This window comes from Pseudomonas sp. ef1 (genome assembly GCF_007293365.2).
Classification (GTDB): domain Bacteria; phylum Pseudomonadota; class Gammaproteobacteria; order Pseudomonadales; family Pseudomonadaceae; genus Aquipseudomonas; species Aquipseudomonas siliginis.
Window position 1 is genome coordinate 760,821 of the sequence record NZ_CM129815.1, and the last position, 14,809, is coordinate 775,629.

The window sequence follows — 14,809 nt, forward strand, 5'->3', positions numbered from 1 at the left end:
TCATCAATGGCTCTTACAACGGACCAATAGCCTGCCTAGGATGCAGGCATTCGCCAAGGAAAATCTGTCCATGTACACGCCACGCGCTTTTGCCATCGAAGACTTGTCCCAGCTGCACGAACTGATCCTCACCACTCGTCTGGCCATTCTGGTCAGCCACGGCGAAAGCGGCCTGCAAGCCAGCCACGTGCCGGTGCTGCTGCATCGCGAACAAGGTGAATACGGCACGCTCTACGGCCATCTGGCCAAAGCCAATCCGCAGTGGAAAGACTTGCGTGACGGTGCCGAGGCGATGTTGATCTTTGCCGGCCCGGACGCCTACGTCAGCCCAAGCTTGTATCCGAGCAAAGCCGAGCACGGCAAGGTCGTGCCGACCTGGAACTACATCGCCGTGCACGCCTACGGTCAGGCCGAGACCTTCAGTGATGGTGGCCGCTTGCTCGACATCGTCAGCACCCTCACTGACCGTCACGAAGCGGGCCGCGCCCAGCCGTGGTCGGTCGACGATGCGCCGGCCGACTACATCGACGGCATGCTCAAGGCCATCGTCGGGTTTGCCATTCCCATCGACCGCCTCGAAGGCAAACGCAAGCTCAGCCAGAACCGCAGCGCCGAAGATATCGCCGGGGTGCGCGAAGGTCTCGCCGCCAGCCCCGACGCCAGCGATCAAACCCTCGCCCGCCTGATGCGCTAAGGAAATCCGCATGACTCAGATCGATATTCGCCCGGTCAGCGCCAACGACCACGCCGCTTGGCTGCCGCTATGGCAGGCGTACCTGCGCTTCTACAACACGGAACTGCCAGACGCCGTCACCCAAAGCACCTGGCAGCGCTTGCTCGACCCGAATGAACCGACCCACGCCGCCCTCGCGTGGGCCGATGGCAAAGCATTGGGCATGGTGCATTACATCTATCATCGCTCGAACTGGAGCATCGAAAATTCCTGCTATTTGCAAGATCTGCTGGTGGTGCCGGAAGCCCGTGGCACCGGTGTCGGTCGGCTGTTGATCGAGCATGTCTACGCTACCGCCAAGGCCGATGGTTGCTGCAAAGTCCACTGGCTGACCCATGAAACCAACGCCACGGCGATCCAGCTCTACGAGCGCATTGCCGAACGTCCGGGATTCATCCAGTTTCGTAAAGCCCTTTAAGGAGACGCGCACATGACTGCTTCACTCGCTGACTGGAAAGGCGTCCCCGCCCCCTCCGCCACGCTGCTCGAAGGCCGTTTCATCCGCCTGGAAAAACTTGACCCGGTACGCCATGCCGAGCAGCTTTACGCCGCTCTCGAAGGTCCGGGTGCTGATCCGAAGCTCTGGGATTATCTGCCTTACGGTCCGTTTCGCGAGCGCAGCGCGTTCAACGACTGGCTGAACAATCATGCAGCCAACAGCGACCCATATTTCTTCAGCATCATCGACCGTGCGACTGGTCAGGTCCAAGGCATCCTCAGCCTGATGTCGATCGTCCCGGCGCAGGGCCGCATCGAAATCGGCCACGTCACTTTCGGTGCGCCAATGCAGCGCTCGCCGAAAAGCACCGAGGCGGTGTACCTGCTGGCCAAGTATTCGTTCGAGCTGGGTTACCGGCGCCTGGAATGGAAGTGCAACAACGGCAACGCCCGCTCCAAATACGCGGCCGAGCGTCTGGGTTTCAGCTTCGAAGGCGTGTTTCGTCAGCACATGGTGGTCAAGGGGCAGAACCGCGATACCGCGTGGTATTCGATTCTGGATGCGGAATGGCCGGCGATCGATGCGGGATTCGAGCGCTGGCTGAGCGATGAAAACCAGACGCCTGCTGGCCAGGTAAAAGGCTTGGCCGAGTGCCGTAGCTGATCGGTAAAAACGAAAAGATTGCAGCCTTCGGCAGCTCCTGCATCGGAATGCGTACCTGTAGGAGCTGCCGAAGGCTGCGATCTTTTGATTTGCGGTTAAACCAGCTTCTGCGCCAGCACCGCAATGTGCTCCGGGCCGATCCCGCAGCAGCCACCCAGATGGCTGGCGCCGCGCTGTTGCCAGTCCAGCGCCCAGTGCAGATACCCCGGCGGATCGAGATCGTCACGCAACGGGTCGAGGCCGTCGTTGGCCGTGGCTTCTTTCGGTTGCGGAGGAAACGCGTTGGCATACGCGCCGATATTGATCGTGACGCCGAGACGCTCAAAGGTTGCGCGCGCCGCGTCGATGGCTGCGCCGATCACTTCAGGCTGACTGCAGTTGAACAGCAGGGTTTCGACGCCGAGTTCAGCCGCCAGCGCAGCCGCTTCGGCCACTGGCTCGCCAGAGCGCAGGCGCGGCACTTCATCGGTGTCTTCATCCTTGAGAGTGAATGACAGCCAGAACGGTTTGCCGTCCTTCGGCAGCCCGGCGTGGATAGCGCGGGCCTCGATAATCGAGCTCTGGGTTTCCGCCAGCCACAGATCAACATGCGGGGCCAGCCCCGTGACCAGCGGCGTCAGCAGCTCGCTCACGCGATCCGCTTCGAACAGATCCGGACGATACGAACCAAACAGCGGCGGCAACGAACCGGCAACACGCACTGGCTTGCCGGATGTCTGCACCGCCCGCCGCGCCAACTCCCCCGCCAGTGCCGCAAGCGCCTGGCCTTCAGCCGCAAAGCGCGCCTCGCCAATGTGAAACGGCACCACCGCGTAACTGTTGCTGGTGATCACGTCGGCGCCGCTGTTGATGTACGCGGCATGCACCGCTTCGACCGCCTGCGGCGCTTCGCTCAGCGCCAGTGCCGACCACTCCGGTTGGCGAAACGGCGCGCCGGCGCGTTGCAACTCGCGGCCCATGCCGCCATCGAGAATGACCCTGTTCGCTGCGCCCATATGCTTTTCACTCATATGCTTATGAAAATAACTCACTATCAGAGTCGTTCTTATAACTATTTAATACGCACCACTCGGTTAATAACAACCTCTTTTTTCAACAGGAAGCGACTGTGAAACTCCAACCGCTATTGGCCCTGGGCCTGACCATTCTGGCCTCCACCCAAGCCTTCGGCGGCGCGACGCTGGACCGCGTCGAGCAGAAAAAAGAACTGGTCGGCGTGCTCATGGAAAGCTATCCACCCTTCTCGTTTCTCAATGAGCAGAATCAACTCGACGGTTTCGATGTCGACGTTGCCAAAGCGGTGGCGGACAAGCTTGGCGTCAAACTGCGTCTTGAAACGCCGTCCTGGGACGTGATCGCCGCCGGCCGCTGGAGCGGGCGCTACGACATCTGCATCTGCTCGATGACCCCGAGCAAGGCCCGCGCAGAAGTGTTCGACTTTCCGGTCGAGTACTACGCCTCGCCAGCGGTAATCGTGGTCAATGCCAAGGACGATCGCATCCACAGCGCCAAGGATCTGAGCGGCAAAAAGGTCGGCCTGACCAGCGCCTCCAGCTACGAAAGTTATCTGAACAAAAATCTGGTGATCGAAGGCGCCGAGGATACGCAGTTGCAGTATCCGTTCGAGGATGTGCAGATCGCCCCGTACGACACCGACAACGTCGCCTTCCAGGATCTGGGCCTGGGCGCCGGCGTGCGCCTGGATGCGATCCTCACCAATCTGGTCACCGCGCAGCCGCGCCTGAACCAGGACCAGCGTTTCAAACTGGCCGGCGAACCGCTGTACGCGGAGCCCAATTCGGTAGCCATCGAAAAGGGTGACCCGCAGTGGGACGCCAAGGTGCGCGAGGTGTTCGCACAACTGAAACAGGACGGCACCCTGAGCAAGCTGTCGCAGAAATGGATCGGCGCCGATATCAGCCAATGACTTCCTTTCCGACCCCGCCACAGCCACCGCAACCGGTGGCTGAAACCCGCCTGCAAAAGCTTTTCGGGTTCCGTACGCGCCTGTACCTGACGTGGGCTGCGCTGTTCTGTCTGTTTGCCGGATTCTTCCTGAGCTTCGACCTGAAATTCGCGATCATCCTCGACAAATTGCCCAACCTCGTTGGCCTGAAGCTGGCGCCAAACGGCTTCCTGCAAGGCGCAGCGCTGACGCTGTTTCTCTGCGCCTGCTCGATCATCGCCTCGTCGCTGCTCGGTTTCATCACCGCGCTGGCGCGCCTGTCGAACAGCGCCGTGGCATTTGGCATCGCCAGTTTCTACACCTCGTTCTTTCGCGGCACGCCATTGCTGATCCAGATCCTGCTGATCTACCTCGGCCTGCCGCAACTGGGCATCGTCCCCGGCGCCATCGTCGCCGGCATCATTGCCCTGTCGCTGAACTATGGCGCCTACCTGAGCGAAATCTTCCGCGCCGGCATCCTCGGCGTCGATCACGGCCAACGCGAAGCATCCCTGGCGCTGGGCCTGCGCGAAAGCGTGATCTTCTGGCGCATCACCCTGCCCCAGGCCATGCGCACGATTATCCCGCCGACCACCAACCAGTTCATCTCGATGCTCAAGGACTCGTCGCTGATCTCGGTGATGGGTGTCTGGGAAGTCATGTTTCTCGCTCAGTCCTACGGGCGCTCAAGCTATCGCTACATCGAAATGCTCACCACGGCGGCGATCATCTACTGGCTGATGTCGATCGGGCTGGAGCTGATTCAGGCACGGATGGAGCGGCATTACGGCAAGGCGTATGTGCGCCGTAGTTAAGGTGCATTCAAATGGTGTCCCGGCGAATCCGCACTACGCCCATTTTCATGCCGAAGGGGCGGAACACCGCGTTCAGCGACTTCAGGGTCTGATTGCCTTCGCCATGTTCGATATGCACCAGCGTGCGCACTGAAATCTTGCACATCTTCGCGAACTGGGTCTGATGCAGACCGGTGACTTCGACCCGTAAACGGCGCACGGCGTCACCGATTTCCAGAGTGCCTTCGGCCAGTGATTGCTGAATGCTTTCGATGAGCGCCGTGCGCTCGAGGACGGTCAGACTCATTGCAGGTCCCACTCTTTCAAACGTTGCTCGAGGTTTTTCAGATGAACGCTCGGGTGATTCATGGTTCTGGCGGGCAAACCGCTGGCCGCAAGAATATCCGGCAGTGCGGCCAGACGGCGGGCATCCGCGCGCAAGCCTTCGAACAGCGCCGAGGCATCCAGCCCCGTCAAAGATTCGTGCGGATCTGCGCTATCGGCCAATACGCGGCAGACACCTCGCCAATCGACATCTCCCGCCCGCTCCAACTCTTTTGGCCATTTGGTCGTACGCGTCACGCCTTCGTCATCCATGACCATCGGGGCGAGGTCATAAATCGGCGCGAGCTGGAAAGCGTTCTCTTGCCGGATGATCGCCGTGTTACGACCGTGGTTATCGGAGTTTCCGAGGATTTTATTGATCAGGTCGCGACGCAGATAATCGGCGACGAGGCCGGGAATCTGGCTGGCCTGACCCGCTTTGCGCCAGAGCCCGGCGAGCATGCGGATCACTTCCAGATGATTCATGGCGCTGCCTGGCGTCGTCACTTCAGCCAGCGAATAAATCGATTCGACGGCGAAACGCGACACCGCCCCATCTTTCACTTGTCGATCAAAACGCCGCATCCACAAACTCGGTTTGGTCGCCTCTTCCAAGGCCAGGCCTTCTGCCGCGACCGTTTCGATGCCCAATGTCTGCAGCGCTTTGTAGTAATGGAATTCGCTGCGCAGGATGTCCTGGTCGGTCTGCCCGCCCCTGTTTCTGGCGAATTTCACGAACCAGTGCTGTCGCACTTCTTCATCGTCCAATACCGCATCGGGATACAGAAGCCCGGCGCTGTTCTCTGCCAGTAAGAGCTTCGGAGCTTCCCCACCTGCCCCCGTCGCGCCACCGATGGCCGCGCCCAGCTCGTAGGCATATTCAAGAAAGCGGTTGTCGCGGCTAATGATCTCCTCGCGCTTGAATCCGATCGGCTTCCTCTCATCGACTGCTTCCGCCGATTCCTTTATTCGCATGTTGCCAATGGGTGCCGGTGTACTGCGACCCAGCAGAAACAGATCGGCGCTGATCTCGGCGGGTCTTTCCTGGCCCAGGCGGGCGAGCAGAAACCGCTTGGCTGCGCCTGCCGGTGCGATGTCGTGGACAAAGGCCGGCGTCTTCGCGCGCCGACCTTCCCAATCCAGTGGATACAGGGCACTCACGGCTTGGGAAAAAGGCGAACCGATCAACTCGATGTTTTCCACCAGATAGTCCGCTTCATAGCCAAAACTGCAGCGGCTTTCGAAGCCTTTTTCCGGATCATCGAAGTCAAGAATCATCGCGTCGTGCCATTGCCCGGCGGTGAAGATCTGGAGTGTCAGCTTATACATGTTGATTCCATTTGCATTTTAATGCGGTTCAACGAGGAAAAACTTTCAAACATGCAATATAGTGCATACGAGCACTTTTACGCGCTTAAATATCTGCAACAAAATGCAGATTAGCACTCCCATGTGGCCGTCTGAACGCAAATTAATGCAGTTAAGCGTCTGACGTGCCGCTGGTTAAGGTTCTTCAACGGGAGAAAGCCGTAGGAAAAAGAACAGCCACCACTGCGCAAAATCTCTGATTTGTGAACACCAGTGAGGATTTTCTACACAACGATCCGATGTCGCCTGCGTGGATGTGGGAAGCGGCCGACATCGGTTTTTTTCAGGCAGCAATAGAGTTGGATTTTCTCGATACGGAAATCGAACCTGATGCCCACTCAACACCTATTCGCACCAAAACACCTGGCTCTGGCTATTTCATTGGCAATGGGTTGCGTAGCGCTGGCGAACGCCGAGCAATCCACTGAAGCAATCGAGCAGCCCCCAAGCATGGAAACGACGGAGCAGCCCGAAGCCAACCCCAAGCAACAGGCTTTGGAACGGCTCCAGGGTTTTCTCAACGACGCGAGCACAGTGCCGATTACCTTTACGACACCGGAAGCCGTGTTCAAAGGGACTGAAGTCAACGACTTGATCACCCTTGCAGACGGGGCAAGCTTCACTGGCCGGCTGGATGGCGGCAAGGGCGATAACGTGTTGTTCCTGAATGCTGCGGATGGCGGCACGTTGAACGACACGCGCAACTTCAATGGGTTATTCGTCGCCCAAGGCGACTGGACATTGAGCTCCAAAGGCGATTTCCATGAAGGTGTTCTGGTCGACAGCGGTGGAGCGTTGACCAACCTCGGCAGCATCAAGGGTGATGTGTATGTCCAGAATGGCGGCAGTTTCGCCGGTAAAGGCACGGTGGGAAATCTTGAGGTGGGTGGGCTGCTCACCGTCAATGCAGCGCTTGGCGCACCACGAGTGAAGGGTAATTTGCACTTGGCGCCTGGCGCCGAATTGGCTTACGAGGTCACTCCCGCTGGTGGTCAGACGATCAAGGTCGATGGCACAGCTCAGCTTGACGGCGCCACCCTGAAAGTCGTCGCGGCGGGTGAATATCCGCAGAGCAGCCAATACAAAATCATCGAAGCCCGTGAGGTGAAAGGCGAGTTTGGCCGGATCGAGAACGATCTGGCGTATATGACGGCCACGGCTCAATACAACAAGAAATCGGTTGGGCTGACTTACGCTCGCAATGATGTAGCACTTGAAAGCCTCGCGCCTACGGAAAACGCAGCTGCACTTGCAGGCAGTATTACCGGGCAGGAAGCATTAATTGCTACAACTGCACCGACCTCAACACCCACTTCGCCAATGCCCGCTTCAACTCCTACGGCAGCGGTCATCGCAGTGCCAGTTCCAGTTCCAGTGCCAGTCCTGACCTCGGTTGCAGCCCTGATTGAAGACTCCGCGCCAGCGATTTCATCAATACCAAACGAAATCTTGACTGCGCAAACCAGCGAAGCCGCCGCCCAGCCCGTGCCTCAACTTACAAAACCTGCTAACGCTGCAGTAGCCGCACTGCTGACCAGCGATAAAACCACCGCGCCCATCGCCCTCGATCAACTTGCCGCAGGCAGCAATGCCAATCTCGCCAAAGCCACGCTGAGCAGTGTCACACCTGTCAGTGCGAGCATGCTTTCGGCGATGCGGCAGCTGGACAATCATTCCGCCTCGACCTACGGCTCGCGCAGTTCACCTCGTCAGGCCGCAGGCAGCGAAGGCTCCGGGCGGGTGTGGGTTCAGGCGCTGGGCCACGGCGGCAAGGTTGACCGCGACGCTGACGGCATCCTCCAACATGCCACGCAAGGGCTGGTCGTGGGCGCTGACTGGCGACTCGATGAGCACTGGCATGTCGGCCTGCTTGGCGGCAAATCGCAGACGAAACTCGATGCCCGCCAGTACGATGGCGACCTCGACAGCTGGCATCTCGGCGCCTATGCCGTGCGTCAGGACGGCCCGCTGTCGCTGCGTCTCGGCGCGACTTACGCCAGCCATGACGGCAGCAGCACACGGCGGGTCGCGTTCAAGGGTTTCAGCGATCGTCTCAAGGGCAATTACGACGCCAATACTCAGCAAGCATTTGCCGAGGCCGGGTTCAACCTGGGCCGCAACAACGTGACCCTCGAGCCCTACGCCAACCTCGGCTATCAGCGCTATCAGCGCGACAGCTACAACGAAAAGGGCGGCGACGCGGCGTTGAAAGTCTACGGCCAGACCCGCGACAACTTCAGCAGCACCTTCGGTCTGCGGGTTGCGCAGGTCAATACGCTGGATAACGGCATGCATTTGACCCCGCGATTGAGCGCAGGCTGGAAACATAACTACGGTGACATCGACAGTGACACCCGCCAGCAACTGCGCAAGGGCGGCAAGCGCTTTGAAGTGACCGGGGCGGCACTGGATCGGAACAGCCTCGCGGTGGATGCGGGGCTCGATCTTGGCCTTTCGGCGGCGCACACACTGGGCGTGGGCTTAACGGGTGAGCTGGGTAATGACAGCCGATCGTATGGCGTGGCGGGTCAATGGCGCATGGCGTTCTGATGGATTAAGCACGCCTCCTGTGGGAGCGAGCCTGCTCGCGAAAGCGGTGAATCATACAAAGATGCTATTGGCTGACCTGGCGCATTCGCGAGCAGGCTCGCTCCCACATGCGGTCCCTGACAATGACCTGACAAGGTCGGAAAATCACAGGCAAAAAAAAGGGGAGCACATGCCCCCCCGAGGTTTAAAGCATTGGATCGCGACTGTTATCTCAGCCTTCGATCTCGATGAGGATTTCGCCCGGGTTGACCCGGTCGCCCTTGGCCACGTGAATCGCGGTGACCTTGCCGGCAATGGCAGCCTGGACTTCGGTTTCCATCTTCATCGCTTCGGTAATCAATACCGCCTGGCCCGCCTTGACGGTGTCGCCCTCCTTGACCAGCACATCGACGATGTTGCCCGGCATGGTGGTGCTGACATGGCCCGGTGCCGAGGCCTGTTTGCGTTTGCTGCTGCCACCACCGACAAATTCGTTGAGCGGTTCGAACACCACTTCTTCCGGCATGCCGTCGATGGACAGATAGAAGTGGCGCTTGCCCTCGGCCTTGACGCCGACACCAGTGATGTCGACGCGGTAGGTTTCGCCGTGCACATCGATGACAAACTCGGTCGGCACACCTTCGCCGCTCGCCGAGGCAACGGCGCCCGCTTCCGGGATCGGCAAAAGCACTTCCGGCGTAAGAGTGCCGGCGGCGCGTTCTTCAAGGAACTTGCGGCCGATGTCCGGGAACATGGCGAAGGTCAGTACGTCTTCTTCGGATTTGGCCAGTGCGCCGATATCGGCACGCAGCTTGGTCATTTCCGGTTTGAGCAGATCGGCCGGGCGCACGTCGATGACGTCTTCGCTGCCGATCGCCTGACGCCGCAGCTTTTCATTGACCACGCCCGGTGCCTTGCCGTAGCCGCCCTGCAGATACAGCTTCACTTCGTTGGTGATGGTCTTGTAACGCTCGCCGGCCAGTACGTTAAAGAACGCCTGGGTGCCGACGATCTGCGAAGTCGGGGTCACCAGCGGCGGGAAGCCGAGGTCTTCACGTACGCGCGGGATTTCTGCGAGCACTTCGCCCATGCGATTCAGAGCGCCCTGCTCTTTCAACTGGTTGGCGAGGTTGGAGATCATCCCGCCCGGCACTTGGTTGACCTGCACACGGGTATCGACGGCGGTGAATTCGCTTTCGAACTGGTGGTACTTCTTGCGCACGGCATAGAAGTACAGGCCGATTTCCTGGAGCAGCTCCAGATTCAGGCCGGTGTCGTACTCGGTGCCCTTGAGCGCGGCAACCATTGATTCGGTGCCCGGATGGCTGGTGCCCGAGGCGAAGCTGGAGATCGCGGTGTCGATGTGATCGGCGCCGTTTTCGATCGCCTTGAGCTGGCACATGGCGGCCAGGCCGGCGGTGTCGTGGGAGTGGATGAACACCGGCAACGACTGCTCGGCTTTCAACGCGCGCACCAGTTCACCAGTGGCATACGGGGTCAGCAGACCGGCCATGTCCTTGATCGCTACCGAGTCGCAGCCCATGGATTCCATTTGCTTGGCCTGGGTGACGAAAGCGTCGATGGTGTGCACCGGGCTGGTGGTGTAGGCGATGGTGCCTTGCGCATGTTTGCCGGCAGCTTTCACTGCTTCAATGGCAACGCGCAGGTTACGCACATCGTTCATCGCATCGAAGATGCGGAACACGTCGATGCCGTTCACCGCTGCCTTGGCGACGAAGGCTTTGACCACGTCGTCGCTGTAATGGCGATAGCCGAGCAGATTCTGCCCGCGCAGGAGCATTTGCAGGCGGGTGTTGGGCAGCGCCGCACGCAGTTGGCGCAGGCGCTCCCACGGGTCTTCCTTGAGAAAGCGCACGCAGGCGTCGAACGTCGCGCCGCCCCAGCATTCCAGCGACCAGTAGCCGACCTTGTCGAGCTTGTCGCAGATCGGCAGCATGTCTTCGGTGCGCATGCGGGTGGCGAGCAGCGATTGGTGAGCGTCGCGCAGGATGGTGTCGGTAACGAAGATCTTCTTAGTCATTGGTATCTCCTCATAGCGGCAAGCTTCAAGCTACGAGCTGCAAGAAAAAGCCAATCTGCTTTTACTTGCCGCTTGCAGCTGAAAGCTCGCAGCTGCTTCATTCATAGGCCTGCGTGGGCGGCGATGGCGGCGGCGATGGCCAGGGCCAGCTCTTCGGGTTTGCGCTTGATCGAGTAGTTGGTCAGTTCCGGGTGGCTTTCAACGAAGCTGGTGTTGAACTGGCCGCTACGGAATTCCGGGTTGCGCAGGATTTCCTGGTAGTAGGCGGCGGTGGTCTTCACGCCCTGCAGACGCATGTCGTCCAGCGCCCGCAGACCACGGTCCATCGCCTCTTCCCAGGTCAACGCCCAGACCACCAGTTTCAGGCACATCGAGTCGTAGAACGGTGGAATGGTGTAGCCGGTGTAGATCGCCGTGTCGGTGCGCACGCCCGGGCCGCCGGGGGCGTAGTAACGGGTGATCTTGCCGAAACTCGGCAGGAAGTTGTTCTTCGGATCCTCGGCGTTGATACGGAACTGCAATGCAAAGCCACGGTGCTGAATGTCTTCCTGCTTCACCGATAGCGGCAGGCCGGAAGCGATGCGAATCTGTTCGCGGACGATGTCGATGCCGGTGATTTCTTCGGTGATGGTGTGTTCCACCTGCACCCGCGTGTTCATTTCCATGAAGTACACCTCGCCCTCGGCGAGCAGAAACTCCACGGTGCCGGCGTTCTCGTAGCCCACAGCCTTGGCTGCACGTACCGACAGGTCGCCGATGTAGGCGCGCTGTTCCGGGGTCAGCTGCGGGCTCGGCGCGATCTCGATCAGCTTCTGGTTGCGGCGCTGGATCGAGCAGTCACGCTCGAACAGATGCACAACGTTGCCGAAGCTGTCGCCAAGGATCTGCGCTTCAATGTGCTTGGGATTGACGATGCATTTTTCCAGGAACACTTCCGCCGAACCGAACGCCTTGGTGGCTTCGGAGATGACCCGGGGGAAGTTCTGTTCGAGTTCTTCGCGGCTGTTGCAGCGACGGATACCGCGACCGCCACCACCGGAGGTGGCCTTGAGCATTACCGGGTAACCGATGCGGTCGCCTTCGACCAAGGCTTCTTCGATGCCGGAGACGTTGCCCTCGGTACCGGGCGTCACCGGTACGCCGGCCTTGATCATGCTGCGGCGCGCTTCGGTCTTGTCGCCCATGCGCCGGATGACTTCCGCCGACGGGCCGATGAATTTGATACCGCGCTCAGCGCAGATTTCCGCCAGCTCGGCGTTTTCCGAAAGGAAGCCGTAGCCGGGGTGCAGCGCATCGCAGCCGGTTTCCACCGCCAGGTTCACCAGCTTGCGCGGGTTCAGATAGCCGGCCAGTGGCTCGGCACCCACGCTGTGGGCCTCGTCCGCACGCTTCACATGCAAGGCATGGCGATCGGCGTCGGAGAAAATCGCAACCGAGCGAATGCCCATTTCGGCGCAGGCTCGTACGATGCGTACGGCAATCTCACCACGGTTGGCGATCAGGATCTTTTTTATCACTTGGAGGTTCCCTTGAGCCGGTGGCACCACGACCTGCTAGACCCAGGTCGACGCGTGACCAAATGTTTCAATTCAGTCGCAGGTCCACACTAGCGCTGCTGAGGGATTAACAAAAATGAATAAAAATTGGGTCAGGCATAAGCAAACACTTATAGTTGATTTACCTGACCGCTGACCGAGCCTGAAAACTATGCGTAAGTCATTGATGCGTATGACATTGCGTCAATTGCAGATCTTCAATGAGGTGTGTGATTTACGCTCGTACAGTCGCGCCGCCGAGGAAATGTCCCTCACACAACCGGCCGTGAGCCTACAGATTCGTCAGCTGGAAGAGCTGATTGGCCAGCCGCTGTTCGACTATGTCGGCAAAAAACTCTACATGACCGAGGCGGCGGAAGCGCTTCAGCGCGCCAGCCGCGACATTTTCGGGCGCCTGGAAAACCTCGACATGCAACTGTCGGACATGCAGGGTTCACTGCAGGGTCAGCTGAAACTGGCGGTGGAATCGAGCGCCAAATATTTCGTGCCGCATCTGTTCGCCGCGTTCAAGCGCCAGCATCCGGAAGTCAATTTGCAGCTGACCGTGGTCAACCGTGGCCAGGTCATCCGCCGCCTCTCGGACAATCGCGATGATCTGGTGATCATGTCGATGGTGCCGCAGGACATGGGCCTGGAATTCCTGCCGTTTCTCAATAATCCGATTGTCGCCGTGGCGCGCCCGGATCACCCGCTGGCACACATGGGCCCGTTGCGCTTGCAGGATCTGGAGCCTTACACGCTGCTGATCCGCGAGCCGGGCTCGGGTACGCGTCTGGCCTGCGAGGAATACTTCAAGGAAAAGCGCGTGCACTTCACTCAGACCCAGGAGGTGGCGTCCGCCGAAGCTCAGCGTGAATGCGTGGTGGCGGGCCTGGGCCTGGCGCTGTTGACGCGCCACGCCCTGAACCTGGAGCTGGCGACCGGCGGCCTGGTCGAGCTGCCGGTCGAAGAGTTGCCGCTGATGCGCAGCTGGTGCCTGGTGCAAGCCAAAGCCAAACGGCTGTCACCGGTGGCGCACGCCTTCCTGGCGTTCATCCGCAGCGAGCGGGCGCAGATTATTGCGTTGGTTGAGCGTTTCGACGGGAAGCTGCGGGCGTTGCCTGCCAATGCGTGATCTCGGGAAAATCGCCGATCTCGGCCTGAAGCTGGCGAAGTTCGAAGCGATCCTCGATTGCGCGGCGAAATTCCATGCGGCGCTGATCTTCCTGCTGACGACGGGTTTTCGCGGCGCTGTTGCGTTCTTCGTAGGGCTGAGCCATTTCGAGTCTCCCAGGGCGAGTACGGGAGTTTCACGATAGGCGTGGGGGATGACGGTTTGGCTGCGCGGGGATGACAATGTGATGAAATGTGCACAGGGATGTGCTGTTGTTGAGGACGCTTTCGCGAGCAGGCTCGCTCCCACATTTGATCCCGTTATGACCCAGAATTTATGTTCTCAGAAGCCCCCCTGTGGGAGCGAGCCTGCTCGCGAACAAGGTCGGAACGACCTTGCTCAGTCATCCAGGGCTTTCACGGCTTTTGGAGACAAACGCAAACTGCGCAAGCTGCGCTTGACGCTCTTGAGATGATTGACCAGGCTCGGCCCGCGCGCCATGGCCACGCCCATTGCCAGCACGTCGATCACCACCAGGTGGGCGATTCGCGAGGTCAGCGGCGTGTAGATCTCGGTGTCTTCATGCACATCGATCGCCAGATTGACGGTCGACAGTTCGGCCAACGGCGTCTGGCTCGGGCACAGGGTGATCAGCGATGCCCCGCTCTCGCGAACGAGGTTAGCGGTGATCAGCAGATCCTTGGAGCGCCCCGACTGGGAAATACAGATCGCCACATCGGTCGGTTTCAAGGTAACGGCTGACATGGCCTGCATGTGCGGGTCGGAGTACGCCGCCGCGGTCAGCAGCAAACGGAAGAACTTGTGCTGCGCATCCGCCGCCACCGCGCCCGAGGCACCGAAGCCGTAGAATTCGACACGCTGCGCCTGGGACATCAGCGTCACCGCGCGCTGCAGCTCCACTGGATCGAGCTTCTCGCGCACTTCCATCAAGGTGTGCAGCGTGGTGTCGAAAATCTTCAGGCTGTAGTCGGCGACGGAGTCATCTTCGTGGATCGCGAACTGGCCGAAGCTGGCGCCGGCGGCCAGGCTTTGCGCCAGTTTCAGCTTGAGATCCTGAAAGCCGGAACAACCGATGGCGCGGCAGAAGCGCACGATGGTCGGCTCGCTGATACCCACGCTGTGAGCCAGGTCGGCCATGGAACTGTGCATCACCGCCGCAGGGTCAAGCAGCACGTGGTCGGCGACCTTGAGCTCCGACTTGCGTAACAGGTGACGTGACTGGGCAATGTGTTGCAGCAGATTCAAGGGGCTGGACTCTTCTTGTGGGCAAGGATGTAGCAAGCTTGTAGTTATACTACATGAA

General features: G+C 59.8%; 15 protein-coding genes. 8 read left to right on the plus strand and 7 right to left on the minus strand.

Features of this window, described 5'->3' with window-relative positions; genetic code table 11:
• Positions 1-70: 70 nt before the first annotated feature.
• The 3 genes from FEE99_RS03645 to FEE99_RS03655 are packed head-to-tail and all read left to right on the plus strand — an operon-like array spanning position 71 to position 1,835.
• Positions 71-694, plus strand: a complete 624-nt coding sequence (locus tag FEE99_RS03645) for an FMN-binding negative transcriptional regulator (RefSeq protein WP_041476659.1) — start codon at positions 71-73, stop codon at positions 692-694.
• Between the two features lie 10 nt (positions 695-704).
• Positions 705-1,151, plus strand: a complete 447-nt coding sequence (locus tag FEE99_RS03650) for a GNAT family N-acetyltransferase (protein ID WP_041476587.1) — start codon at positions 705-707, stop codon at positions 1,149-1,151.
• Between the two features lie 12 nt (positions 1,152-1,163).
• Positions 1,164-1,835, plus strand: coding sequence for a GNAT family N-acetyltransferase (locus FEE99_RS03655; RefSeq protein ID WP_041476586.1), 672 nt, complete (start codon positions 1,164-1,166; stop codon positions 1,833-1,835).
• 95 nt (positions 1,836-1,930) lie between these two features.
• Here the strand turns inward: FEE99_RS03655 and FEE99_RS03660 are convergent, their stop codons facing one another.
• Entirely contained in the window at positions 1,931-2,830 is a 900-nt protein-coding gene (locus FEE99_RS03660; protein WP_041476585.1) for a homocysteine S-methyltransferase family protein, read from the minus strand.
• Between the two features lie 113 nt (positions 2,831-2,943).
• Here FEE99_RS03660 and FEE99_RS03665 point away from each other — a divergent pair, with 113 nt between their 5' ends.
• A complete protein-coding gene (locus FEE99_RS03665) occupies positions 2,944-3,762 on the plus strand; it encodes an ABC transporter substrate-binding protein (protein ID WP_041476584.1) in 819 nt (272 codons plus the stop codon).
• On the plus strand, positions 3,759-4,595 hold the full coding sequence (locus FEE99_RS03670) for an amino acid ABC transporter permease (RefSeq protein WP_041476583.1): 837 nt from the start codon (positions 3,759-3,761) through the stop codon (positions 4,593-4,595). The genes FEE99_RS03665 and FEE99_RS03670 overlap by 4 nt, the downstream gene beginning before the upstream one ends.
• 7 nt (positions 4,596-4,602) lie before the next feature.
• Here FEE99_RS03670 and FEE99_RS03675 read toward each other — a convergent pair whose 3' ends face one another.
• Positions 4,603-4,881 carry a helix-turn-helix domain-containing protein gene (locus FEE99_RS03675; RefSeq protein WP_041476582.1) on the minus strand — a complete coding sequence of 93 codons (279 nt, stop codon included), beginning with the start codon at positions 4,879-4,881 and terminating at the stop codon, positions 4,603-4,605.
• Positions 4,878-6,227, minus strand: a complete 1,350-nt coding sequence (locus FEE99_RS03680) for a HipA domain-containing protein (RefSeq protein WP_041476581.1) — start codon at positions 6,225-6,227, stop codon at positions 4,878-4,880. Before FEE99_RS03680 ends, FEE99_RS03675 begins: the two co-directional genes overlap by 4 nt.
• Positions 6,228-6,469: 242 nt before the next feature.
• Between FEE99_RS03680 and FEE99_RS03685 the strand changes: the two genes are divergently transcribed.
• Together FEE99_RS03685 and FEE99_RS03690 are read left to right on the plus strand one after the other, a co-directional pair.
• Positions 6,470-6,694 carry a hypothetical protein gene (locus tag FEE99_RS03685; protein WP_167351289.1) on the plus strand — a complete coding sequence of 75 codons (225 nt, stop codon included), beginning with the start codon at positions 6,470-6,472 and terminating at the stop codon, positions 6,692-6,694.
• Positions 6,597-8,816 (plus strand): autotransporter outer membrane beta-barrel domain-containing protein, encoded by a 2,220-nt coding sequence (locus tag FEE99_RS03690; protein ID WP_041476580.1) that lies wholly within the window; start codon positions 6,597-6,599, stop codon positions 8,814-8,816. The genes FEE99_RS03685 and FEE99_RS03690 overlap by 98 nt, the downstream gene beginning before the upstream one ends.
• Before the next feature lie 211 nt (positions 8,817-9,027).
• Here the strand turns inward: FEE99_RS03690 and oadA are convergent, their stop codons facing one another.
• Positions 9,028-10,836 (minus strand): sodium-extruding oxaloacetate decarboxylase subunit alpha, encoded by a 1,809-nt coding sequence (oadA, locus tag FEE99_RS03695; protein ID WP_041476579.1) that lies wholly within the window; start codon positions 10,834-10,836, stop codon positions 9,028-9,030.
• A 101-nt stretch (positions 10,837-10,937) separates the two neighbouring features.
• A complete protein-coding gene (locus FEE99_RS03700; RefSeq protein WP_024014853.1) occupies positions 10,938-12,353 on the minus strand; it encodes an acetyl-CoA carboxylase biotin carboxylase subunit in 1,416 nt (471 codons plus the stop codon).
• Between the two features lie 190 nt (positions 12,354-12,543).
• On the opposite strand from FEE99_RS03700, the gene FEE99_RS03705 reads away from it, so the two are divergent.
• Positions 12,544-13,506 (plus strand): LysR family transcriptional regulator, encoded by a 963-nt coding sequence (locus FEE99_RS03705; protein ID WP_041476578.1) that lies wholly within the window; start codon positions 12,544-12,546, stop codon positions 13,504-13,506.
• On the opposite strand, the gene FEE99_RS03710 is transcribed toward FEE99_RS03705, so the two are convergent.
• The gene (locus FEE99_RS03710) at positions 13,448-13,651 is read right to left on the minus strand and encodes a PA3496 family putative envelope integrity protein (protein ID WP_081932351.1); all 204 of its coding nucleotides are present in this window, start codon (positions 13,649-13,651) and stop codon (positions 13,448-13,450) included. The two genes, FEE99_RS03705 and FEE99_RS03710, sit on opposite strands and share 59 nt — an antisense overlap.
• 233 nt (positions 13,652-13,884) lie before the next feature.
• Entirely contained in the window at positions 13,885-14,751 is an 867-nt protein-coding gene (gene hexR / locus FEE99_RS03715) for a transcriptional regulator HexR (protein WP_007962240.1), read from the minus strand.
• Between the last annotated feature and the right edge of the window lie 58 nt (positions 14,752-14,809).

Bases quoted from the DNA above. Each gene is read 5' to 3' on its own strand.
- FEE99_RS03645 (WP_041476659.1), top strand. From the start codon at position 71: ATGTACACGCCACGCGCTTTTGCCATCGAAGACTTGTCCCAGCTGCAC.
- FEE99_RS03650 (WP_041476587.1), top strand. From the start codon at position 705: ATGACTCAGATCGATATTCGCCCGGTCAGCGCCAACGACCACGCCGCT.
- FEE99_RS03655 (WP_041476586.1), top strand. From the start codon at position 1,164: ATGACTGCTTCACTCGCTGACTGGAAAGGCGTCCCCGCCCCCTCCGCC.
- FEE99_RS03660 (WP_041476585.1), bottom strand. From the start codon at position 2,830: ATGGGCGCAGCGAACAGGGTCATTCTCGATGGCGGCATGGGCCGCGAG.
- FEE99_RS03670 (WP_041476583.1), top strand. From the start codon at position 3,759: ATGACTTCCTTTCCGACCCCGCCACAGCCACCGCAACCGGTGGCTGAA.
- FEE99_RS03675 (WP_041476582.1), bottom strand. From the start codon at position 4,881: ATGAGTCTGACCGTCCTCGAGCGCACGGCGCTCATCGAAAGCATTCAG.
- FEE99_RS03680 (WP_041476581.1), bottom strand. From the start codon at position 6,227: ATGTATAAGCTGACACTCCAGATCTTCACCGCCGGGCAATGGCACGAC.
- FEE99_RS03690 (WP_041476580.1), top strand. From the start codon at position 6,597: ATGCCCACTCAACACCTATTCGCACCAAAACACCTGGCTCTGGCTATT.
- oadA (WP_041476579.1), bottom strand. From the start codon at position 10,836: ATGACTAAGAAGATCTTCGTTACCGACACCATCCTGCGCGACGCTCAC.
- FEE99_RS03705 (WP_041476578.1), top strand. From the start codon at position 12,544: ATGCGTAAGTCATTGATGCGTATGACATTGCGTCAATTGCAGATCTTC.
- FEE99_RS03710 (WP_081932351.1), bottom strand. From the start codon at position 13,651: ATGGCTCAGCCCTACGAAGAACGCAACAGCGCCGCGAAAACCCGTCGT.